General features: G+C 66.6%; 19 protein-coding genes. 4 read left to right on the top strand and 15 right to left on the bottom strand.

All coding sequences use genetic code 11. The features are described 5' to 3' along the window. Positions 1-25: 25 nt before the first annotated feature. From mdlC to SLG_RS12335, 6 genes are all read right to left on the bottom strand, one after another. A complete protein-coding gene (mdlC, locus tag SLG_RS12360; RefSeq protein WP_014076815.1) occupies positions 26-1642 on the bottom strand; it encodes a benzoylformate decarboxylase in 1617 nt (538 codons plus the stop codon). A 123-nt stretch (positions 1643-1765) separates the two neighbouring features. Continuing rightward, positions 1766-2773, bottom strand: a complete 1008-nt coding sequence (locus SLG_RS12355) for an alcohol dehydrogenase catalytic domain-containing protein (protein WP_014076814.1) — start codon at positions 2771-2773, stop codon at positions 1766-1768. Between the two features lie 88 nt (positions 2774-2861). Then, positions 2862-3980, bottom strand: a complete 1119-nt coding sequence (locus SLG_RS12350; protein ID WP_014076813.1) for an NAD(P)-dependent alcohol dehydrogenase — start codon at positions 3978-3980, stop codon at positions 2862-2864. 69 nt (positions 3981-4049) lie between these two features. Next, complete coding sequence (locus SLG_RS12345) at positions 4050-4886, bottom strand: SDR family NAD(P)-dependent oxidoreductase (RefSeq protein WP_014076812.1); 837 nt, start codon at positions 4884-4886, stop codon at positions 4050-4052. A 45-nt stretch (positions 4887-4931) separates the two neighbouring features. Then, positions 4932-5477: a 2,4'-dihydroxyacetophenone dioxygenase family protein gene (locus SLG_RS12340; protein WP_014076811.1), complete on the bottom strand. Its 546-nt coding sequence runs from the start codon at positions 5475-5477 to the stop codon at positions 4932-4934. A gap of 74 nt (positions 5478-5551) precedes the next feature. Further along, positions 5552-5965 (bottom strand): VOC family protein, encoded by a 414-nt coding sequence (locus SLG_RS12335; RefSeq protein WP_014076810.1) that lies wholly within the window; start codon positions 5963-5965, stop codon positions 5552-5554. A 243-nt stretch (positions 5966-6208) separates the two neighbouring features. Between SLG_RS12335 and SLG_RS12330 the strand changes: the two genes are divergently transcribed. Next, the gene (locus tag SLG_RS12330; protein ID WP_014076809.1) at positions 6209-6865 is read left to right on the top strand and encodes a sulfite oxidase-like oxidoreductase; all 657 of its coding nucleotides are present in this window, start codon (positions 6209-6211) and stop codon (positions 6863-6865) included. 55 nt (positions 6866-6920) lie between these two features. On the opposite strand, the gene SLG_RS12325 is transcribed toward SLG_RS12330, so the two are convergent. From SLG_RS12325 to SLG_RS12315, 3 genes are read right to left on the bottom strand one after another with little or no spacing between them, the layout of a single operon-like run. Beyond that, positions 6921-8120 (bottom strand): acetate/propionate family kinase, encoded by a 1200-nt coding sequence (locus SLG_RS12325; RefSeq protein WP_014076808.1) that lies wholly within the window; start codon positions 8118-8120, stop codon positions 6921-6923. After that, positions 8117-9538, bottom strand: a complete 1422-nt coding sequence (locus SLG_RS12320) for a bifunctional enoyl-CoA hydratase/phosphate acetyltransferase (protein WP_014076807.1) — start codon at positions 9536-9538, stop codon at positions 8117-8119. The genes SLG_RS12325 and SLG_RS12320 overlap by 4 nt, the downstream gene beginning before the upstream one ends. Before the next feature lie 4 nt (positions 9539-9542). Next, positions 9543-11303, bottom strand: a complete 1761-nt coding sequence (locus SLG_RS12315) for a PHA/PHB synthase family protein (protein ID WP_014076806.1) — start codon at positions 11301-11303, stop codon at positions 9543-9545. 392 nt (positions 11304-11695) lie between these two features. Here SLG_RS12315 and SLG_RS12310 point away from each other — a divergent pair, with 392 nt between their 5' ends. Next, complete coding sequence (locus SLG_RS12310; protein WP_014076805.1) at positions 11696-12085, top strand: phasin family protein; 390 nt, start codon at positions 11696-11698, stop codon at positions 12083-12085. Positions 12086-12136: 51 nt separating this feature from the next. Here SLG_RS12310 and SLG_RS12305 read toward each other — a convergent pair whose 3' ends face one another. The 3 genes from SLG_RS12305 to SLG_RS12295 all read right to left on the bottom strand — a co-directional run bounded on the left by SLG_RS12305 (position 12137) and on the right by SLG_RS12295 (position 15485). Further along, the gene (locus SLG_RS12305; protein WP_014076804.1) at positions 12137-13966 is read right to left on the bottom strand and encodes a monovalent cation:proton antiporter-2 (CPA2) family protein; all 1830 of its coding nucleotides are present in this window, start codon (positions 13964-13966) and stop codon (positions 12137-12139) included. Between the two features lie 25 nt (positions 13967-13991). After that, a complete protein-coding gene (locus SLG_RS12300; RefSeq protein WP_148276580.1) occupies positions 13992-14441 on the bottom strand; it encodes a hypothetical protein in 450 nt (149 codons plus the stop codon). Between the two features lie 159 nt (positions 14442-14600). After that, a complete protein-coding gene (locus tag SLG_RS12295; RefSeq protein ID WP_014076802.1) occupies positions 14601-15485 on the bottom strand; it encodes a 3-keto-5-aminohexanoate cleavage protein in 885 nt (294 codons plus the stop codon). Between the two features lie 244 nt (positions 15486-15729). Here SLG_RS12295 and SLG_RS12290 point away from each other — a divergent pair, with 244 nt between their 5' ends. After that, a complete protein-coding gene (locus SLG_RS12290) occupies positions 15730-16356 on the top strand; it encodes a glutathione S-transferase family protein (protein WP_014076801.1) in 627 nt (208 codons plus the stop codon). Between the two features lie 10 nt (positions 16357-16366). Here the strand turns inward: SLG_RS12290 and era are convergent, their stop codons facing one another. The 3 genes from era to lepB form a co-directional block, all read right to left on the bottom strand. Further along, positions 16367-17275, bottom strand: coding sequence for a GTPase Era (gene era / locus SLG_RS12285; RefSeq protein WP_014076800.1), 909 nt, complete (start codon positions 17273-17275; stop codon positions 16367-16369). A gap of 78 nt (positions 17276-17353) precedes the next feature. After that, on the bottom strand, positions 17354-18025 hold the full coding sequence (gene rnc, locus SLG_RS12280) for a ribonuclease III (protein ID WP_014076799.1): 672 nt from the start codon (positions 18023-18025) through the stop codon (positions 17354-17356). Continuing rightward, positions 18022-18840, bottom strand: coding sequence for a signal peptidase I (gene lepB, locus SLG_RS12275; RefSeq protein WP_014076798.1), 819 nt, complete (start codon positions 18838-18840; stop codon positions 18022-18024). Before lepB ends, rnc begins: the two co-directional genes overlap by 4 nt. Before the next feature lie 187 nt (positions 18841-19027). Between lepB and pgi the strand changes: the two genes are divergently transcribed. Beyond that, positions 19028-20542, top strand: a complete 1515-nt coding sequence (gene pgi, locus SLG_RS12270; protein WP_014076797.1) for a glucose-6-phosphate isomerase — start codon at positions 19028-19030, stop codon at positions 20540-20542. Positions 20543-20648: the final 106 nt, after the last annotated feature.

The raw sequence follows: 20648 nt of genomic DNA, 5'->3' as shown, positions 1-20648 counted from the left end.
GCGATGCTGCGCACAAGGCACATGCTCATGCCGGGCGCTGGACCACGACTTCGAGCAGTCGCGGGCCCTTTCCGGCGAACAGTTCGCGGATCGCCTCGTCGAGCGCATCGACGGTCGAGACACGCGCGCCCGGTACGCCCATGCCCTCGGCGATCTTCACGAAATCGAGGCCGGGCAGCTTGCTTCCCACCACTTCGATGTCGAACAGCGCGCCGAACTGGTCGAGCGCGGCATAGCCGCCATTGTTGACGATGAGGAAGCGCACATCGAGGCCCATCTCGGCGGCCGTCCACAGACCCTGGATCGAATACATGGACGATCCGTCACCGAGCAGGCAGAGAACCGTGCGATCGGGCTGCGCGATCGCTGCGCCGACCGCGGCCGGCAGCGCGAAGCCCAGGCCGCCGCTCGCCGTTGCCATGAACTCGTCCTCGAGCCGGATCGGGAAATGATCATGCATCGGCCCGCGCGTGCTGGGTGCTTCCTCGCTGATGATGATGCCTTTCGGGCGCAGCGTCGCGAGCTGCTGCATCAGCAATGCTTCCTCGATGGCCGTTCCGCTGCCCACGACATTGGGCGCGGGGAGAGCGGCGTCCGGCACGGCGCGCGGTGGGGCGGGGCTCGTGGCGGCACTCAGCCGGGCGATGGCGTCGGCGACATTGCCGATGATCGCCGTGCCCACCGGCGTGCGGGCGGCGACCGACGGGTCATCGACGATCTGGATGAGCGAGGCCCCCTCGGGCACATAAGGGCCGAAGCCCTCGACATGATAAGTGAAGACCGGCGCGCCCAGCACCAGCACCAGATCATGCCCCTTGAGCGCGGAGACGACCGCCTCGCGCGAGGCCGGGAGGAAACCGGCGAACAGCGGGTGATCCTCCGGGAACACCGCGCGCGCGGCCATCGGCGCGACGAAGACACGCGCCTTGTGCGCCTCGGCGAGCTTGGCGAGCGCGGCGCGCGCATTCTCGCGGCCCACGCCTGCGCCAGCCACGATGACCGGCGACCTTGCCTTGTCGAGCGCTTCGGCGGCCGCGCCGATCAGCGCGGGCGAGGCCATCACGTCCTGCGAGACGGTCGAGACGTCGATGGGCGTGCAGGCACGATCCCAGTCATCGATGGGCACGGAGACGAACACCGGGCCGCGCGGTGCCTGCATCGCCATGTGATAGGCGCGCAGGATCGCGAGTGGCACGTCCTCGGCGCGGGCCGGCTCGCAGGTCCACTTGACGAAGGGCTGCGGAAATTCCGTGGCGCGCTCGGCATAGAGGAAGGGATCGTAGGGGAAGATGCTGCGCGCCTGCTGCCCGGCGGTGATGACCAGCGGCGTCTGGTTGCGAAAGGCCGTGAAGATATTGCCCAGCGCATGGCCCGTGCCGGCCGAGCTGTGCAGGTTCACGAAGGCGGCATTGCCGCTCATCTGTGCGAAACCGTCCGCCATGCCCACGACGACGCTTTCCTGCAGGCCGAGGATATAGCGAAAATCCTGCGGCATGTCGCGAAACAGCGGAAGCTCGGTGGAGCCGGGATTGCCGAACAGGGTGGTCATGCCGAGATCGCGCAGCAGGGTCATCACCGCATCGCGCACCGTGGGGCCTTCCGCCCGTGCTGGTTTTTCCACCGTCAGACCGCGTGCCGTCATGTCCTTACTCCGCTTACCCGAGACTCATGGTTCTTGATTCCGGGTTCGCCGTATATGAAGCGATCACATATGCGAAGGAAATAGTGGCCCGAAAGCGCCATTCCGGTCCCTGCGGGGGTGGGGCTATTCGCCCGGTGCGATCATCACCTTGCACTGATGCGTGCGGCGCTTGAGGCTTTCGAAGATCTCCGGCGTCCGGGCGAGGCTGATCGTTTCGGTCACGAGCGCGCGCGGTTCGGCGGCGCCCCGGTCCAGCGCGTCAAGCGCCGCCTCATATTCGCCCTGCGTGAAGAAGGCCGAGGTGACCAGCCGGATCTCCTTGGAAAGCATGGCGAAGCTGTTGAACGTGTCGGGCTGGTTGCACAGGCCAAGCAGCAGGATGGTGCCGCGCGGGCGCACCTGCTGCACGGCCTGCGCGATGAGGCCGGGCACGCCGACGCACTCGAACACGATGTCCGCCGGGCCGCCGAGCGCGCGGGTCGCGGCACCCACCGGATCGTCCCGGTCGACGATGAAACCGGTCGCGCCCATGATGAGCGCGCGCTCGCGCTGCCAGTCGGCGATGTCCTGCACGATCACGGCCGCCGCGCCGGCCCGGCGGGCCCAGAAGGCCACGGCGAGGCCGATCGGCCCGGCGCCCAGCACCAGCACCCGGTCGCCCGCGCGGATGCCGGACAAGGCAATGCCGTGCCGTGCCACGGCCAGCGGTTCGACGATGGCGCCGTCCGCAAGGCTGAGCGTATCGGGGAGCTTCACGCACTGATTGGGGCGGGTGAGCGCATATTCCGCATAGCCGCCCGCCTGCAGTCCGAACTGCGCGCACCAGGCGACATCGCCCGCCCGGCAGGCCGCGCAGTGCCCGCAGCTCCTGAGCGGACTGACCGAGACAAGCTCGCCGGTGCGAAAACCGGTGACGCCCTTGCCCAGAGCGACGATCTCGCCGGCGAACTCGTGGCCAAGCACGTCGCCCGCGCCTTTCCCGTAGCCAGGGTCTTCCGTCATGTGCAGGTCGGAGCCGCAGATGCCGCAGCGGCCGACCTTCACCACCAGCTCGCCTTCGCCGGGCACGGGATCGGGAAGCGTATCCACGCGAAGGGGCTTGTTCAGGCCCTGCATGATGGCGGCGCGCATATCTGTGTCATCCTCTCGGCATGTTCGGCGCGTGCCCGGGGGCGGCCTCTTGCAGGGCTGCCCTTGCCGGCGCGCGCGAACGATAGGTTCAGTCTTCCATCACCAGCACGGGCTTCACCACTTCGCCGCTCTCGCCGGCATGGAAAGCCTCGTTGATCTGGCTGAAGGGGAAGGTGCGGATCAGGCGCTCGTGGGGGAAGCGCCCCGCGAGATGGTGCTCGATCAGCTCCGGCAGGAAGGTCTGGAGATCGGAATCGCCGCCGAGGATGCCGATCACCCGCTTGCCGCCGCCCATCAGGCTGGATTCGTTGAAGTTCAGCATTTCCGTGGGAGCCGAGGCGCCGACAAGGCCCAGCACACCCAGCGGCAGCAGCAGCCCGAAGGCCTGCTCGATGATGGACTTTAGGCCCGTCGTGTCGAAGGCATAGGCCAGGCCCTGCGGGGAGATCCTGCGGATTTCCTCCACGGCATTCTGCGTCCTGCCGTTGATGCTGTGCGTCGCGCCCATCTCGCGAGCGAGGGCAAGGCGATTGTCATGCACGTCGACGGCGATGATCGGGTTCGCCCCGGCGATCTTCGCCGCCATCACCGCGGCGAGGCCGACCGCGCCCGACCCGAAGATAGCGATCGGCATGCCCGCGCGCACATTCATGCTGCGCAGCACGGCGCCCGCACCGGTCATCAGCCCGCAGCCCAGCGGTGCCAGCGTCGCGAGGGGAATAGCGGCCGCGCTCTCGGGCACTTTCACCACATTGCGGGCATGCGCCAGCGCGTGGGCGGCGAAAGAGGACTGGCCGAAGAAATTGGCGTTGACGTCCGTCCCGTCCTGATGCGCGGTCGCGCTCCCGTCGGCGCGCTTGCCGGTCCAGTTCTCCGGCACGAAATTATAGCAGTAGGTCGGCCGGTCGATGGCGCAGGAGGGGCAATGGCCGCAGCTGTTGAAGCTCATGATGACGCGGTCACCCGGCTTCACATGCGTGATTGCCGCACCGACCTTCTCGACCACGCCCGCACCCTCATGGCCCAGCACCATCGGCAACGGCGTCGGGATCTGGCTGTCGCGCGCGGCCATGTCGGTATGGCAGATGCCGCAGGCGTGGATGCGCACCAGCACTTCGTCCTCGCGCGGATCGTCCAGCGTGACATCCTCTATGGAGAAGGGCTTTTCCGCCCCATAGCAGATGGCGGCGCGGGTGGTCGTGGTCATGTCTTGCTCCTTGGCTTGCCGTGCAGGCCCGTATGGCCGGTCCGGCCAGTGGCGGCGCGCGGCTTGCGACTAGTGGAATTTCCCCAGCGCCATGCCGCCGTCAATCAACATCTGTGCACCCGTGACGTAGCTCGCTGCATCCGAGGCGAGATAGAGCGCGAGCGGCTTGATCTGGTAGGGTTCGGCGATGCGGCCCATCGGCGTCGACTTGTCCCACGCCTCGCGCACCACCGGGTCCTTGAGCGAGCCATCGGCGATGTTGGTGACGAAGGGGCCGGGCAGGATGGCGTTCACCCGGATATGATATTCCGCCAGCTCGAAGGCGAGATGCTTCACCATGTGGCTGACGCCGGCCTTGGCGGGCATGTAGGGCAGGGGGACGATCGCCTCGCAGATGACGGCTGCGTTGGATGAGGTGGCGATGATCGATCCGCCCTTGCCGCCCTTCTTCATCAGCCGGACGGCATCGCGCATCGTGTTGTAGGCACCGGTGAGATTGATGGCGATGATCCGGTCCCAATATTCGGGATTGTAGCTGTCCACCTGGCCATCGGGTGCGCGGTGGCCGTTGGGGTCCCAGAAGCCGGGCCCGATGCCGACGCCCGCATTGGCGAAAGCGATATCGAGGCCGCCATAGGCCGCTTCATGCTCGTCGAAGACCTGCGTGGTGCGTGCACGGTCGGAGACGTCGAGCTGAGCGGCGCGCGCATCATATCCTTCCGCGCGCAACCGCGCCGCCTCGCGCTCCGCCGCCGCGCCGTCCACATCGGTGAGCGTCACGCGGGCGCCGGCCTCGGCCATGGTCTCGGCATAGGCAAGGCCGATGCCGGAGGCGGCACCGGTCACGATGGCACTGCGGCCGGCAATGTCGAACTGTTCGAGCGCTTTGGGAGGGTGGCTCACCATGATGTCCTTTCGAAAGGATAGGCGACGGGATTGGCGCGCGCGGCGTCAGAGATAGAGTTCGGGATTGAGCGGGATGCCGTGCTCGCGGCAGTAGCTCTCGTAATGATCCATGAACCACCAGACATCGGCGGTCATGACGAGATTGCCGTCGGGATCGTAGAACTCGTTGGGCCCCTGCATCCAGCCGAACAGCTTGCAGCCCTCGGGATGGTCGGTGACCAGCGTGTGGGCCTCGCCGGGCGTTTCGTAGATGAAGCAGCCGGGCGTCGCGAGCCAGTCATATTCGAGATAATGGACGCTGCCTTCCAGGCACATCATCACCACATAGCCCCGGTGCTTGTGCGTGCCGACCACGGCCGGCCCCTTCATCCAGAGGATGTTGGAATAGATGTTGTGGCGCGTGTCGAAGAGCAGGTGCTTGATCGCCGCATTCTCGCCGAAGGGGACCCAGGGACTGTCCTTCTCGTCATAATGGACGAACCGCCCGGGATGGGCATGCTTCGCGATCAGGTCCGGAAAGAGTTCGGGGACGTTGACAATCTTGCGCTCCTGACTGGGAGGAGCCGTCATCTTCACCTCAGGCTTGTTCATGGTCTCTCTCCTGATGATTATGGTTCTGATTTTGGTTCTGTTTCTTCTTTGTTCGTGTGGAGCGGCCCCGCCGCTCAGGGGCCGGGATCCTCGTCGAACACATTGAGCTCGATCTGCACGCCGGTGGGATCGTGCAGGAACACCTGTGTCATCCTGATGACGTCCACCCGGTTCTCGCGCCAGGGGACGCCATGCTTCTTCAGCCGCTCCACAAGGGGCGCGAGGCCCACGCACTGGAAGGCGACATGATCGAGCCCGCCGGTCGTCCCGGTGATATTGTCGTAGATGCCATGCTCGCTGAGCGCGCCTGGCGTGCTGATGTGGACGATCGGATCATCCTTGTGATCGTACATCCACCGCACCATCGTCTTGTCGAGATTGGATGGTGGGTCGCGTTCTTCCAGCTCCAGTATGTCGCGATAGAAAGCGACGACCGGCGGCAGGTCACGCGTGCGGATATTGACGTGATCGAGCCGTTTGATGAGCACGGTTACTCTCCTGCGCGCTGCGCCGGCGGTCGATATTCGCCGCCGGCTTTTCCTATCATGATAGAAAGCAGCTTGGGGCCGTCATATCAAGCCTCGGTATAGCAGAAATGGGCTGCGTTCATCGTGGGAAATCGGGAGGGCAGGCGGATGGGGCAGCGCGCTCCCTGCGCGTTCCGGCCTTGCGCGCGGCTGCGGTTTGGCGGATGCTGCGCCGGCACGCCGCGCCTCTTCCGGGAACCGCCTATGGACGATGAGACGACTCCGCCGGACAGCAAGCTGACGCGCTCCAAGCGGCGCTGGGCGAGCGAACACAAGTTCATCACCGGCGCGCCCTCTCGCCCGGCGGAGGAGCGCCTGCCGCCTGGCCAGCATCTGGTGCGCAACTGGCCGGTGCTCGATCTTGGCCGGCAGCCGGAGGTCTCCACCGAGCGTTGGCGCCTGAGGATCGGCGGGATGGTCGGGGAGCCCGTGTCGCTGGACTGGGCCGCCTTCATGGCCTTGCCCCAGGCCCAGGTCCGCTCGGATATCCACTGCGTCACCACCTGGTCGCGCTACGACAATGACTGGACGGGCGTGGCGACCCGTGACCTGCTGGACATGGTCCGCCCGGCCGACGAGGCGACGCATGTCATGCTGCACGGCTATGACGGGTATACGACCAATGTCCCGCTGGAGGATTTCGCCGCGCCCGACGCTTTGCTGGCCCATGGCTGGGACGGGAAGCCGCTGACGCGGGACCATGGCGGGCCGGTCCGGCTGGTCATTCCGCATCTCTATTTCTGGAAAAGCGCCAAATGGCTCGGCGGCATCGATTTCCTCGGTGGCGACAAGCCGGGCTTCTGGGAGCAGAACGGCTATCACATGCGCGGCGACCCCTGGAATGAGGAACGCTATGGCTGAGCGGGCTGGAAGGCGCCTTCTGTCCCGGGCCTGAAAAGCCGGAAGGCACCGGTGGTTATGGCCGGGACGCTGCCTCCGCTTGCAGGGTCGCCAGCGTGTGCAGGGCGATCATCCGTTCCTCGTCCGTGGGAATGACCCGGGCCGTCACGCGGCTGCCGGGGGTGCTGATGAGCGGCGCACTGGCGCGATTGGCGGTCTCGTCGATTTCAAGGCCCGTCCAGGCGAGGCGCCGGGCGATGGCGGCGCGGATGGCCGGATCATTCTCGCCGATGCCGGCCGTGAACACGATGCCGTCGATCCCGCCCATGCTGCTGATGAGGGCGCCGGCTTCCCGTGCGGCGCGCCACACGAAAAGCGCGATGGCCTCGGCCGCGCGCGGATCGTCGCTCGCGTGGAGCGTGCGCATGTCGCTCGAAATGCCGGACACGCCGAGCAAGCCGCTCTCGCGATAGAGCAGCGTCTCGATCTCATCGGCGCTCATGCCTTCCTGCTTCATCAGGTGGATGACGACGCCGGGATCGAGCGCGCCGCTGCGCGTGCCCATCATCAGGCCGTCGAGCGCCGTGAAGCCCATTGTCGTGTCGACGCTGCGGCCCTCATGGATCGCGCAGAGCGACGCGCCGTTACCGAGATGCCCCGCGATCACGCGGCCGCTTGCCAGCTCAGGGTCGATCTCGCGCAGCCGGCGCGCGATATAATCGTAGGACAGGCCATGGAAACCATAGCGGCGAATGCCCCTGTCGGACATCGCGCGGGGCAGGGCGAGCCGCGTCGCCACCGGCTCCATGGCATGATGGAAGGCAGTGTCGAAACAGGCGATCTGGGGAAGGTCGGGAGACAGGGCGGCAATGGCCCGGATGGCGGCAAGATTGTGCGGCTGATGCAGAGGTGCCAGCGGGCAGAGTGCTTCCAGCCGCGCCAGAATGGCCGCGTCCACCCGCACCGGCGCGGCGAAATCGGCGCCGCCATGCACGACACGATGCCCGACCGTGATGATCTCGTGCCCGGCCAGATGGCTGCCCGCCCAGTCATAGAGATCGTCGAGCAGCGCCTGATGCGTAAGGCCCGCGCCCTGCGGCCATTGCTTCTCCGCGATGATGCTGCCCTCGCCGTCCCGGATGGTGAGCTGGGGCGCGATGCCGATCTTCTCCAGCTTGCCCCCGGCGGCATGGACCGGCACGCCGCCTTCCAGCGAGAACAGGCCGAACTTGATGCTGGAGGAACCGGAATTGAGGCTGATGATCGCCTGGCTCATGCGGGCTGGCTTGCCACGCCCGGCGCGGCCTTCGTTGCGGCGCGGGCCAGCAGCACGGCCACCGCGCAGGAGGCCATGCGGGTGCGCGCGGAATCGGCGCGGCTGGTGAGGATGACCGGCACGCGCGCGCCCAGCACGATGCCCGCCGCATCGGCTCCACCGAGGAACGTGAGCTGTTTGGCCAGCATGTTCCCCGCCTCGATATTGGGCACGATCAGGATCTCGGCCTTGCCGGCGACTGGCGAGACGATGCCTTTCTCCTTCGCGGCGGCCTCGCTGATCGCATTGTCGAAGGCAAGGGGGCCGTCGAGCACGCCCCCGGCGATCTGGCCGCGATCCGCCATCTTGCAGAGCGCTGCGGCGTCCAACGTGGAGGCGAGGGCAGGATTGACCGTCTCCACGGCCGAGAGAATGGCGACCCGGGGCGTCTGGATGCCGATGACATGCGCAAGGTCGATGGCGTTGCGGATGATGTCGGCTTTCTCCTCCAGCGTCGGCGCGATGTTGATGGCCGCATCCGTGATCAGCAGGGGCGTGGGATGGCCGGGCACGTCCATGATGTAGACATGGCTGATCCGCCGCTCCGTGCGCAGGCCCGTCTCGCGGGCCACGATCGCGCTCATCAACTCGTCGGTATGCAGCGAGCCCTTCATCAGCAGTTGCGCTTCGCCCGCCCGCACCAGCGCAACCGCTTGCGCCGCGGCGGCATGGCTGTGCGGGGCTGGCACGAGGCGGAAGGCGCTGATATCTACTTCCGCTTCCTGCGCTGCCGCCCTGATCCTGCTTTCCGGCCCGACGAGTATGGGGACGATGAGGCCGGCTTCGGCGGCTTCCGCTGCCGCCGCGATGGCCGCTGCCGAGCAGGGATGCGCGACGGCCGTGGGCACGGGGGCGCCGCCCCGGGTCGCCTCGATGAGCCGCCGATAGTCGTCATGGTCGGGCACCCGCACGTCGGGCAACGCGATGCGCGGCCGGCACACTTTCTCCGTCGGTGCGCGTACCAGCGCCTCGCCGGTGATGACGTCCTCGTTGCGCTGGTTGCTGCACCGGCAATCAAGAACGAGGTCGTGCGTCTTCGCGCGCTTTTCCTTCACCGTGACGGACGCGGTGATGGTGTCGCCCAGGCAGACGGGGCGCACGAAGCGCAGGCTCTGGCTCAGATAGATGGTGCCGGGGCCGGGCAGTTCCGTGCCGAGCACGGCTGAGATGAGCCCGCCGCCCCACAGGCCGTGCGCAATGACGCGCTGGAAGATGTCCGTGGCGGCATAGTCCGGGTCGAGATGCGCCGGATTGACGTCACCCGAGGCGAGGGCGAAGAGCTGGATCTCCCGCTCGCCCAGCGTGCGCGAGAGGCTCGCATGGTCGCCGACAGCAATCTCGTCGAACGTCCGGTTCTCGATCATGTCCGGCTTGGTCATCGGATCATCGCTCCAGGACATAAAGGCCGGGCGCATCGCCCAGCGGGGGATAGCCCTTGTCCGCCGCGCCCATCGGCGGCGGGGGCACGGGCTCGCCGGAATGCGCGCCCAGCCAGTCGCTCCATGCGAGCCACCACGAGCCGTCATGACCGGGCGCGCTCGCCAGCCACTCGTCAGGGGAGAGGGAATGGGCCTGCGCCGGTCGCTCGAGCATGCTGAAGTGCCGCCCCGGATGACCGGGCTCGGACACGATGCCGGCATTGTGCCCGCCGCTGGTGAGCACGAACATGATGTCGGCCGGGGTCAGCCCGTGGATCTTGTACACCGATCGCCAGGGCGCGACATGATCCCGCTCCGTGCCCACGACGAACATCGGCGCATGCAGGGCCGTCAGGCTGATCGCGCGCCCGTCCACTTCATATTGCCCCTCGGCAAGCGAATCCTCCAGGAAGAAACTGCGCAGATAGCCGCTGTGCATGGCATAGGGCATGCGCGTCCCGTCCGCATTCCAGGCCATGAGGTCGTTCAGCGGCTCGCGCTTGCCCATCAGATAGGTGTTCAGCACGCGCGACCAGATGAGATCGTTCGAGCGCAGGAGCTGGAAGGCGCCGCCCATCTGGCCGCTGTCCAGATAACCACGGCTCCACATCAGGCTTTCCAGCAGGTTGATCTGCGCCTCGTCAATGAACAGGCCGAGTTCGCCGGGCTCCGAGAAGTCCGTCTGCGCGGCCAGCAGCGTGAGGCTGGCGAGCCGCTCGTCCCCGTCGCGCGCCATGGCCGCCGCCGTGACGGCGAGCAAGGTGCCGCCGAGGCAATAGCCGAGCGCGTGGGTTTTCGCGGCGCCCGTGATCGCGCCGATCGCATCGAGCGCGGCCAGCGGGCCGAACCGACGATAGGCGTCCATATCGAGATCCCGGTCCGCGCTTTCGGGATTGTGCCAGGAGATCGCGAAGACGGTGTAGCCCTGGCCGACCAGCCAGCGGATCAGCGAGTTCTCCGGCGAGAGATCGAGAATATAATATTTCATGATCCAGGCCGGGATGATGAGCACCGGCTCGGGACGCACGGTGCCTGTCGTCGGCGCATACTGGATCATCTCCATCAGCCGGTTGCGATACACGACCTTGCCGGGCGTCACGGCCACGGTCTCGCCCGCGATGAAGCCGTCGCTGCCCGGCGAGGGATCTCCGCGCATGGCATTCACCATGTCCTCAAGCAGCAGGTGCGCGCCTTCGACCAGACACTGTCCGCCCGTGTCGGCGATACGCTGCTGGAGCACCGGGTTGGTGAGGAGGAAGTTGGAGGGCGCCATCATGTCGAGCATCTGCCGCGCGACGAACTCGACGATCGCCTCATGATGCGCCGTCACGCCCATCACGCCGGTGGTGGCGGCATGCCACCATTGCTGATTGAGCAGGAAGGCCTGGGAAAGCAGCGACCAGGGCTGCGCTTGCCAGGCAGGATCGTCGAAGCGGTGGTCCTGCGGGAGCGGGAGAATGGCCGGCTTGCCGTCCGTCAGATGCTCGGCGAGGCGGAGATTCTTGCGCACGGCTTTCGCGGCGAGCTGCGCGCGCTTGCCGGGGGAAACGGCGAGATGCATTGCCCAGTCGGAAAAGGCCTGCGCCAGCGTGGCCGGCGAGAGGCCGTGCGTCATTTGCGCGATGGCGGCGAAGGACGCGCGGTCCATGGTTTCCGCGAGGCCATCCAGCGGATCATGCCCCTGGTCGGGCTCGGCAGTCAGCGGTGCGGTCATGAGTGTCGCCATCCTGCAAACCTCATGCGAATCATATCGGTAAAAGCCCTTACTGCATGAAACGACAGGCTTTCCGTCCGGCTGTCCAGCGATAACGGCGCCATGCTCGCCTCCGTAGAATTGCGGATATGGACCGAAGCACGCCTCTGCCATCTTGCGGCTCAAACGATGCGGAGGTCTCAAGGCCTCTTGCAGGGCGCATGGCCTGAGGCCCGCCCGAAATGGTTGCCGATGACCACGGAAGGGCAGGGCGCCCTCGGGAGATAGGCCCCGCTGCCAGGAAATGTCCTGTCGAGCGTGGCCACGGACGCAACAAGAGAACCGCACCCGCGAAGCCGGGATCGGTCGCTTTCGAGGCGGTGACATGCCGCCGCTTGCCAGCCACGTTCACCAAGGAGACTGAGATGGTCAGCAGCGTTTCATTCAATCCCGATTTTTCCGCCGTGGAAGCCATGCTGCCGCAGGTACGGCGCTTCGCCTTCACGCTGCCCCGGATGCAGGCATCCCTCGCCCACATCGCGCTTCAGCAGCAGAAGGAATGGCTGAGCTTCCTGACGCTGCGCTGCGAGCGCGACATGGAGCTTCTGGAGCAGCTCAGCAAAACGGAAGACATGACGGACCTGCCGGGGATCGTCTCGAACTTCTTCAAGCGCGCCTCGGACGATTATTCGCAGGAAGCCCGGAAAAGCGTCGAGGTCAGTTCGCAGGTCGTGACCGAGATTTCCCGCGAGATCGAGACGACGCAGGTTCCTGAGGCGAGGCCGGGCCAGCGCGCTACGGTCAAGGCCGCCTGAAAGGAAGCAGCTGAACAGGGCCGGCGCTGGAGGGAGGTCCGGCGCCGGCCGCTAGTCCCGTTCGAGCGCGGCTTGTGGCGCGGCCGGTGTGTCCTCGCCGGACCGTGCGCGCGGGAAGAACGGCTCTGGCTCGGGCGTCGTCATGTTGTTGCGCAGCAGCTTGCGCCCCGCCGCGATGCCGCCGACCAGTTCGAGCTTCACCCGCTGATCGTCGCGATCCCTCACGTCGTCGACCGCATCGTCGGCTTCGCTTTCGTCGAAGCCGAGATCCTTCAGCACTTCGTGGCCGAACAGCAGGGCGGACTCGAATGTCTCGCGGATCTGGAACGCGACGCCTGCCTCGATGAGGCGCAGCGCATGGCCCCGGTCGAAGGATCGCACGAACAGCCTGGCATGGGGAAATTCGGACCGGCACAGCTCGACGATCCTGTCCGCTGCCTCGGGCTTGTCCACGCACACCAGAATGGCGTCGACGCGCCCGGCGCCGGAAGCATGGAGCACATCCAGTCGCGTGCCGTCGCCATAGTGAACCTTGAAGCCGAAATTGCCCGCCGCGTGGATCATCTCCACGTCGGTCTCGATCACGGCCATTTCCACGCGCCGCGCCAGCAAGGTCTGGCTGACGATCTGGCCGAAGCGGCCGAAGCCGATGCACAGCACCTGGCCTCGCAGGCCGTCCGCAGCGTCTATCCCATCCAGCGAGACCGGCGCGTCGCGGGTCAGCCGGCGCTGCGCGATCAGGACGAGCGGCGTCAGTGCCATCGAAAGGATGACGATGGCCGCCATGATCGCCGCGACCCGCGCATCGAACAGGCCGACGCCCAGCGCTGCCGCATAGAGGACGAAAGCGAATTCGCCGCCCTGCGCGAACAGCGCCGCGCGATGCAGCGCCGCGCCATGCACGGAGCCGGAGAGGCGCGCGATGACATAGATGCCTGCGCCCTTGAGGGCCATGAAGCCCAGCACGCCGGCAATGACGAACGGCCATTCCCGCACTACCGTGGCGAGATCGAGCGACATGCCCACGCTGATGAAGAAGAGGCCGAGCAGGATGCCGCGAAACGGCTCGATGTCCGCCTCGAGCTGGTGGCGATAGCTCGATTCGGAAAGCAGGACGCCCGCGAGGAAAGCGCCCATTGCCATCGAGAGGCCGGCCGACTGCATGAACAGCGCCGATCCCAGCACGATGAGAAGAGCCGCAGCCGTCAGGACTTCCCGGGCCCCGGACCGGGCGATAAGCCCGAATAGCGGATCGAGCAGCCAGATGCCCGCCGCGATCAGCACCGCTAGTGCGCCCAGCGCGATGGCGATGCTTTGCCATACCGGCACCGCATCGTTCGTGCCGTGTCCGTTGAACGCGGCCCAGAGCGCCACGAGCGCCAGCAGCGGGACGATCGCCAGATCTTCCAGCAGCAGGATCGAGATCGCTTTCTGCCCTTCCTCCGTGGCGGTGTCGCCCGCTTCCTCCAGCATCTGCATGATGACGGCAGTCGAGGAGAGGACGAAGCCCATGGCGGCCGCCGCCGCAACGGCGGGAGGAAGGCCGCCGGCCACCATGCCGAGCAGAGTCAGCAGCGCGCCGCAGGTCAGCACTTGCGCCGCGCCGAGGCCGAAGATCTGCCGCCGCAGGTTCCACAGCTTCCTTGGCCGCATCTCGAGGCCGATGATGAAGAGGAACATCACGACGCCGAGCTCCGAGATGTGGAGCAGCGTCTCGGCGTCGCTCACCAGGCGCAGGCCGAAGGGGCCAATGATGAGCCCGGCGGCGAGATAGCCCAGCACCGAGCCCAGGCCGAGCTTCCGGAAGAGAGGCACGGCCGCCACCGCCGCGCCGAGCAGCACGACCGCCTGTTCCAGTCCATATCCGGCAGCGTCGGCCATGCTTCCCTTTCCCTGCTCGCGAGCGTCAGCCCGGTTGATGCGGCAAGCCGGATGGCTTCGCAATGGCGCGCGAATCCGTCGACAACATTTCCCTGGCGGCCGCGACTATCTCCCGCGTGTCGCGCGAGGGCGCGCCATGGGTCAGGAGATCGTCGATCCGTGCGAAGAGCTGCTGGTCGGCGGCGTTGAGCGCGCTGGTGCCGCGGCCGCCCATCAGGCGCGCCTTGATACCGAATTCGATCTCTTCGGGCGTGGGAAGCCATGATCCTTCGGCTGGCCCTTGCGCGCTATCGCTGGCGGCGAGCAACCTGTCCGCGATGCCCTGCCTGAGCGCGCTGGACCGGCGCAGGGTCTCGGCCTCCTCGGCGGCGCCCTGCGCCGCGCGCAGATCGGCCGCCTGCGCGAAGAGGCGGGCGGCGTTGGCGAATTCTGTGGCGAGGCCGCTCATGGCGGATATCGCGTCATGGTTCCTCACGGAGCGCTCTCCCAGTCGGCACGGGGCTGCGCTGCCGGTATCAGATGCCCGGTGCGGCAAGTCAAATCTGGGCAGTCGCGCGCTGCGGGGGGAACGATCATGCGCCCCGCAATCCCCGCAGAACCGGCGCTACGCTCGGTCCGGCGGGGAGGGGCATCCTCAGACCGGATTCAGGCCGAGCAGTTCGCGCGATTCCGCGGCGGACATGGGCTCGTAGCCCATCTCAGCCATGATGCGGACCTGCCGCTCGATCAGCATGAGATTGGTCGCCTTTACCCCGCGCGAATAATAATGATTGTCCTCCAGGCCGACGCGGACATGGCCGCCGAGCAGCAGCGCCTGGGTGGTGGCCGGGAGCTGCGCCGGCCCGATGCCGGAGATGCACCAGATCGACTGGGGCGGCAGGCACTTCACCATGAAATCGAGGATGTCGGGCGTATAGGGCATGGCGCCCTGAAAGCCCTTCTCGCCGCCCAGCACGATGTTGATGTAATAAGGCGGCTTGTCATAGCCTTTCTGGATGAGCCGGGTGACGTCCTGCAGGATGTGCTCGGGCGAGAAGACTTCCCATTCCGGCTTGATACCCTTGTCGACCATGGCCTTGACCAGCGTCTCGCAGCGCGAGGGCGGGGTGATGACAAGCACATCCTTGCCGCTGATCGTGTCGACCACGGTCACGCCGTCGAAGGTGCACATTTCCGCGCCGCCCTCGGTGCCCTTCAATCGCTCCTCGAAGCTGTTCTCGAACATGCCATCGGGCCGCTCGATCAGCATGTCGCCGCTGTTGCCGCCGCCAGTGGAGTTGTTGAGGATGATGTCGCATTTCGCGCGGATGCGGTCATTGATGTCGCGATAGATCGCCGGATTGCAGGTCGCCTCGTCGTCCGGCCGGCGCGCGTGGATCGCGGCGATGGCGGCGCCGGCCTTGTAGCAGGCATAGACGTCGTCGGCGATTTCCTGCGGCTGGGTCGGCAGCGCCGGATTGGCGCTCTTGAAGGTCGTGCCCCCGGTGGGCGCGATCGTGACCATGCGGCGATTGCTCATGCTTCTCTCCTGACTGCGTACAAATCGATTTCGGCGCGTTCCGACGCTACAGGCGGCGTGCTGCCTGCTGGGCGGCATGGGGTCAAGCGGTGACGTTGATTTTGTCTATCGGAGCGGAACTTCCGGGACGCGCTCCTGGTCATCCTGTCGCGGAGGCGGATAGGCGCGCCGCCTCGCGCGTTGTATGCGGGGGTGCGAAGGGAAATCAGACGGCGCGCTGGATCGCGCTTTCGGAAAGGTCGCCATGATCATCGTCCACCATCTCGACAATTCCCGCTCGCAGCGTGTGCTGTGGCTGCTGGAGGAACTGGGTCTGCCTTATGAGATCCGGCGCTATCAGCGCGATCCCGCGACGCTCTTCGCGCCGCCCGAGCTGCGGCGCGTCCATCCACTCGGCAAGGCGCCGGTGATCGAGGATGAGGGGCGCGTGATCGCCGAGAGCGGCGCCATCGTGGAGTATCTGGTCGAGAAGGCGGACGGACGGTTCGGGCCGCCGGCGGGGCGGGACGCGGCGCTGCGCTACCGGATGTTCCTGCATTATGCGGAAGGATCGGTGATGCCGCCGCTCCTCGTGAAGCTGGTGCTCAGCCGCGTGCCGATCATGGGCAGGATCGCGATGCGCCGCATCCAGCCGATGATCGACGTGCATCTGGACTATATCGAAGCAGAGCTTGCGCAGCGTCCCTGGTTCGCCGGCGAGCAGATCAGTGGCGCCGACATCATGATGAGCTTTCCGCTGGAGGCCGCCCGTGCGCGCGGCGGGCTTAGCGAGGAGCGACCGAATATTACCGCGTGGCTGGACAAGGTGCATGCCCGGCCGGCTTATCGGACGGCGCTGGAGAAGGGCGGACCCTATGCCTACAGCCGGTGACCGGCCGGCCTTACTCCACCCAGTCCATACCGATGTCGCGCCACACCTGGCGGTCCTCGTCCCAGCCTTCCTTCACCTTGACGTGCAGGTAGAGATGCACCTTGCAGCCGAGCAGGGCGGCAAGCTCGGCACGGGCCTTTGAGCCGATCTCCTTCAACCGCTGCCCGCCCTTGCCCAGGATGATCCCGCGCTGCGTGGGACGCGCGACGAGGATCTGCTGGTGGATCTCGACTGATCCGTCCTCGCGCTCCTTGTACTGCTCGGTCTCCACCGCGCTCTGATAGGGCAGCTCGTCGTGCAGCTGGTGATAGAGCTGCTCGCGGGTGATCTCCGTGGCGAGGAGGCGGTCGGTCGCGTCCGACACCTGATCGGCGGGGAAATGCCAGGGACCTTCGGGCATCGCCGCCATCATCGCGGTGCGCAGTTCGGGCAGGCCGTCACCGGTTGCCGCGCTCACGAAGAAGATTTCGGCGAAGGGCACGCGCTCGTGCAGCTTGCTGGTCAGCGCCAGCAGCTTGTCCTTGGCGGCGATGTCGACCTTGTTGAGGATGAGCCACTTCGCCTCGGGGCGCGTCGCCAGACCTTCGAGGATCGGCTCCATCTTGGGGCCGAGCCCGGCACGCCCATCGACGACGAGCGCGATCAGGTCCGCATCCTGCGTGCCGCCCCATGCGGCCTGCACCATCGCGCGGTCGAGCCGCCGGGAGGGCTGGAAGATGCCGGGCGTGTCCACCAGCACGAGCTGGGTCTCGTCCTGGATGGCGATGCCCAGTACGCGTGTGCGCGTCGTCTGGGCCTTGGGGCTGGTGATCGCCACCTTCTGGCCCACCAGCGCATTCACCAGCGTCGACTTGCCCGCATTGGGCGCACCCACGACGGCAATCACGCCGCAATGCTGGGGCTTTTCATTCGCGTTCAATCATGTCTCCGTTCGTCCGGAACCGCCGTCCTGCCCGGGTTCCGTGTTCCTGTTCGGCCGGTCGAAGCGCCGAGGGCTTCATCCCGACAATTTCGTCAGCAGCGCCGTGGCAGCAGCGGTTTCCGCTTCCTGCTTGGAATGGCCTTCTCCGCGCGCCTCGCCAGCGCCCTTGATGGTGACGCTGACCGTGAAGCGCAATGCATGCTGGGGTCCGCTGCGCTCGACAAGGCTGTATTCCGGGGGGCGGCGATTGTTCGCGGCCGCCCATTCCTGGAGTGCGGACTTGGGATGCTTGGGCGCGCTGGCCTGACTGTCCAGCTCGCCTTCCCACAGCCGCCGCACGAAGCCGGTCGCCGCGTCCATGCCGGCATCGAGATAAAGCGCGCCGATGAGCGCTTCCATCACGTCACCGAGCACATTGTCGCTGTCCACCGCGCCATCGTCGCGTGCCTGCTTGCCGAGGCGCAGATGCGCGCGCACGCCGATCGCCCGGGCCACCCGGGCGCAGGTGCCGCCGGCTACCAGATGGTTGAAGCGGCGGGAAAGCTGGCCTTCCTTTTCCTGAGGGAAGCGCTGGTAGAGCCAGTCCGCCATGACGAGGCCCAGCACCCGGTCGCCGAGGAATTCCAGCCGCTCATAATGATCGGCGCTGGCACTGCCATGGGTGAGCGCCTGCTCATACAGCGCCTTGTCGCGCGGCGCGCGGCCAATGAGGCCGGCAAGCCATGCGTCTGGCGCGGCGCCGCTCAAAAGCCCTCGCCGATGCGTTCGGCCCGGGCGGCGGTGAGCCAGGTCCAGGGGAGCAGCAGATTGGCCGACCCGTCGGTGGAGAAGAAGCTGACCATCGCGCGGCCGATCAGATGGTCGATCGGCAAGGCGCCCACGCCGCCTTCTTCCTGCGGGATGCGGCTGTCGGCGCTGCGATCGCGATTGTCACCCATGACGAACACATGGTCCTCCGGAACCACATAGACGCCGGTATTGTCGGCCGCGCTGTCGATCAGGTCCAGCACTTCGTAGCTCTTGCCGTTGGGCAGCGTCTCGCGGAACCGCGGATAGCGGCAGAATGCATCCCCCTTGGGGTCGGTGAACTCGAAATCGGAGCGGAAGCAGGGCGAGAGCGCCCGCTCGTTGCGCGCTGCGCTGGTCATGTTGGCCGTCACCGGAATGACGAGATCGTCCACCCGGCGCCGGGGAACGGGCTGGCCATTGAGATAGACCGTGCCTTCGCGCACCTGCACCGTATCGCCCGGCAGGCCGATCACGCGCTTGATCCAGTCCTCGCGCGGATTGCGGGGCGAGGCGAACACCACGACATCGCCGCGCTCGGGGTCGCTGCCCATGATGCGGCCCTCGAACAGGTCGGGATGGAAGGGGAAGCTGTAGCGCGAATAGCCATAAGGCCATTTCGAGACGAGCAGATAATCCCCGATCAGCAGGCGGGGCTGCATCGATTCGGACGGGATGTTGAACGGCGCGACGAGCAGCGAGCGGATCAGCAGAACGACCAGCGCCAGCTTGAGCAGAAACGTCAGGAGATCCCGCGTTTCGGATTTCTGGGACATGGAACGCGCGCTTTCCTGGAGTTGGCCGGGGCCGGACGGCCCGTTCGCCGTCTTTGCGGGCCCATGCGTGCGGCGTCAAGCGCCGGGCATCGGACGGACTGCGTTTGCGCGACCGGCCTGAGGGGGTGCAATGGGGCCTGCGATTGGATATGCCCCCCGGTGAAACCCGAGGGGAAAGAAGGATCGCATGGCTGAGACTGATCGCATTGCCGCTTGCTGGAACGCTCTCAAAGCCCTTGATGTCCCCGACCTGCGGGCGCTTTTCGGGGCGGATTTCGGGCGGCTGGCCGCGCATGTAGTGGAGGAAGGGGCACTGCGCTTCGATTTCTCCAAGACGCATCTGACCGGCGAGGCGCTCGCGCTGTTCGCGGAGCTTGCCGAGGCGGTGGATTTTTCCGGCCGGCGCGCGGCGATGTTCAATGGCGAGGCGATCAACGTCACCGAAGGGCGCGCGGTCGAGCACAGTGCCGAGCGCGGCGAAGGCAAGGCGGCGAGCGTGGAAGCGGCGCGCGAGCACAAGGCCCGGATGCGCACGCTCATCGACGCGATCGAGGCCGGTGCGCTGGGCGAGATTCGCCACATCCTCCATGTCGGCATCGGCGGATCGGCGCTCGGGCCGGATCTGCTCGTAGATGCGCTGGCCCGCAGCGCGGACCGCTATGACGTCGCCATCGTGTCCAATGTCGACGGGGTGGCGCTGGAGGAAGCGATGGCCCGCTTCGATCCGGCCTGCACCTTGCTCGTCATCGCGTCCAAGACCTTCACCACCACCGAAACGATGCTCAACGCGGCAAGCGCCATCGACTGGATGACACGCGCGGGCGTGGAAGACCCTTATGGACAGGTGGTCGCGCTCACCGCCGCGCCGGACAAGGCGATCGAATGGGGCGTGGACGAGACGCGCATTCTCGGCTTTTCCGAGAGTGTGGGCGGGCGCTATTCGCTCTGGTCGTCCATCGGCTTTCCCGCCGCGCTGGCACTGGGCTGGGACGGGTTCGAAGCGCTGCTGGAAGGCGCCGCCGCCATGGACCGGCATTTCCGCCATGCCGGCCCGCTGGCGAACGCACCGCTGCGCGCGGCTTTCGTCGATCAATATTATGCGCGTGTCATGGGTTGCCAGACCCGCGCCGTCTTCGCTTATGACGAGCGCCTGCGTCTGCTGCCCGACTATCTCCAGCAGCTGGAGATGGAGAGCAACGGCAAATCGGTGAAGGCGGATGGCACGCCGGTGGACGGGCCGACGGCGGCCATCACCTGGGGCGGCGTGGGCACCGATGCCCAGCATGCCGTGTTCCAGCTTCTCCATCAGGGCACGCATGTCGTGCCGGTCGAGTTCGTGGCGGTCACGGAAGCGGGCGACAATCTCGATCCCGCTCATCACCAGACCTTGCTGGTCAACTGCTTCGCGCAGGGCGCGGCGCTGATGCAGGGGCGCGAGAATGCCGCCGATCCCGCCCGGGCCTATCCCGGCAATCGCCCCTCGACGACGATCCTCATCGATGCGCTCACGCCCCATACCCTGGGCGCGCTGATCGCGTTCTACGAGCACCGCACCTTTGCCAATGGCGTGCTGATGGAGATCAACAGCTTCGATCAGTTCGGCGTGGAGCTGGGCAAGGAGATCGCCAGGAGCATCGAGCAGGAAGGCGCGCAGGGCTTCGATCCGAGCACGATGGCGCTGATCGAGCTGGCGCTGGGATAAGGCCATGCGCGGCGAGGGTGGTGGTTCCTGCCGGACACTATCAACCTCGCAAGCAAAATTGCTTTGCGCCGCCGCTTGTGCCTGCCCATATGCGCGTGACCGATAA

Source organism: Sphingobium sp. SYK-6 (assembly GCF_000283515.1).
Lineage (GTDB): Bacteria > Pseudomonadota > Alphaproteobacteria > Sphingomonadales > Sphingomonadaceae > Sphingobium > Sphingobium lignivorans.
Note: the sequence above shows the minus strand (reverse complement) of the source record. Positions and strands in the feature narration are given on the sequence as shown.

Bases quoted from the DNA above. Each gene is read 5' to 3' on its own strand.
- mdlC (WP_014076815.1), bottom strand. From the start codon at position 1,642: ATGACGGCACGCGGTCTGACGGTGGAAAAACCAGCACGGGCGGAAGGC.
- SLG_RS12355 (WP_014076814.1), bottom strand. From the start codon at position 2,773: ATGCGCGCCGCCATCATGCAGGGCCTGAACAAGCCCCTTCGCGTGGAT.
- SLG_RS12350 (WP_014076813.1), bottom strand. From the start codon at position 3,980: ATGACCACGACCACCCGCGCCGCCATCTGCTATGGGGCGGAAAAGCCC.
- SLG_RS12345 (WP_014076812.1), bottom strand. From the start codon at position 4,886: ATGGTGAGCCACCCTCCCAAAGCGCTCGAACAGTTCGACATTGCCGGC.
- SLG_RS12340 (WP_014076811.1), bottom strand. From the start codon at position 5,477: ATGAACAAGCCTGAGGTGAAGATGACGGCTCCTCCCAGTCAGGAGCGC.
- SLG_RS12330 (WP_014076809.1), top strand. From the start codon at position 6,209: ATGGACGATGAGACGACTCCGCCGGACAGCAAGCTGACGCGCTCCAAG.
- SLG_RS12325 (WP_014076808.1), bottom strand. From the start codon at position 8,120: ATGAGCCAGGCGATCATCAGCCTCAATTCCGGTTCCTCCAGCATCAAG.
- SLG_RS12320 (WP_014076807.1), bottom strand. From the start codon at position 9,538: ATGACCAAGCCGGACATGATCGAGAACCGGACGTTCGACGAGATTGCT.
- SLG_RS12315 (WP_014076806.1), bottom strand. From the start codon at position 11,303: ATGGCGACACTCATGACCGCACCGCTGACTGCCGAGCCCGACCAGGGG.
- SLG_RS12310 (WP_014076805.1), top strand. From the start codon at position 11,696: ATGGTCAGCAGCGTTTCATTCAATCCCGATTTTTCCGCCGTGGAAGCC.
- SLG_RS12305 (WP_014076804.1), bottom strand. From the start codon at position 13,966: ATGGCCGACGCTGCCGGATATGGACTGGAACAGGCGGTCGTGCTGCTC.
- SLG_RS12295 (WP_014076802.1), bottom strand. From the start codon at position 15,485: ATGAGCAATCGCCGCATGGTCACGATCGCGCCCACCGGGGGCACGACC.
- SLG_RS12290 (WP_014076801.1), top strand. From the start codon at position 15,730: ATGATCATCGTCCACCATCTCGACAATTCCCGCTCGCAGCGTGTGCTG.
- lepB (WP_014076798.1), bottom strand. From the start codon at position 18,840: ATGTCCCAGAAATCCGAAACGCGGGATCTCCTGACGTTTCTGCTCAAG.
- pgi (WP_014076797.1), top strand. From the start codon at position 19,028: ATGGCTGAGACTGATCGCATTGCCGCTTGCTGGAACGCTCTCAAAGCC.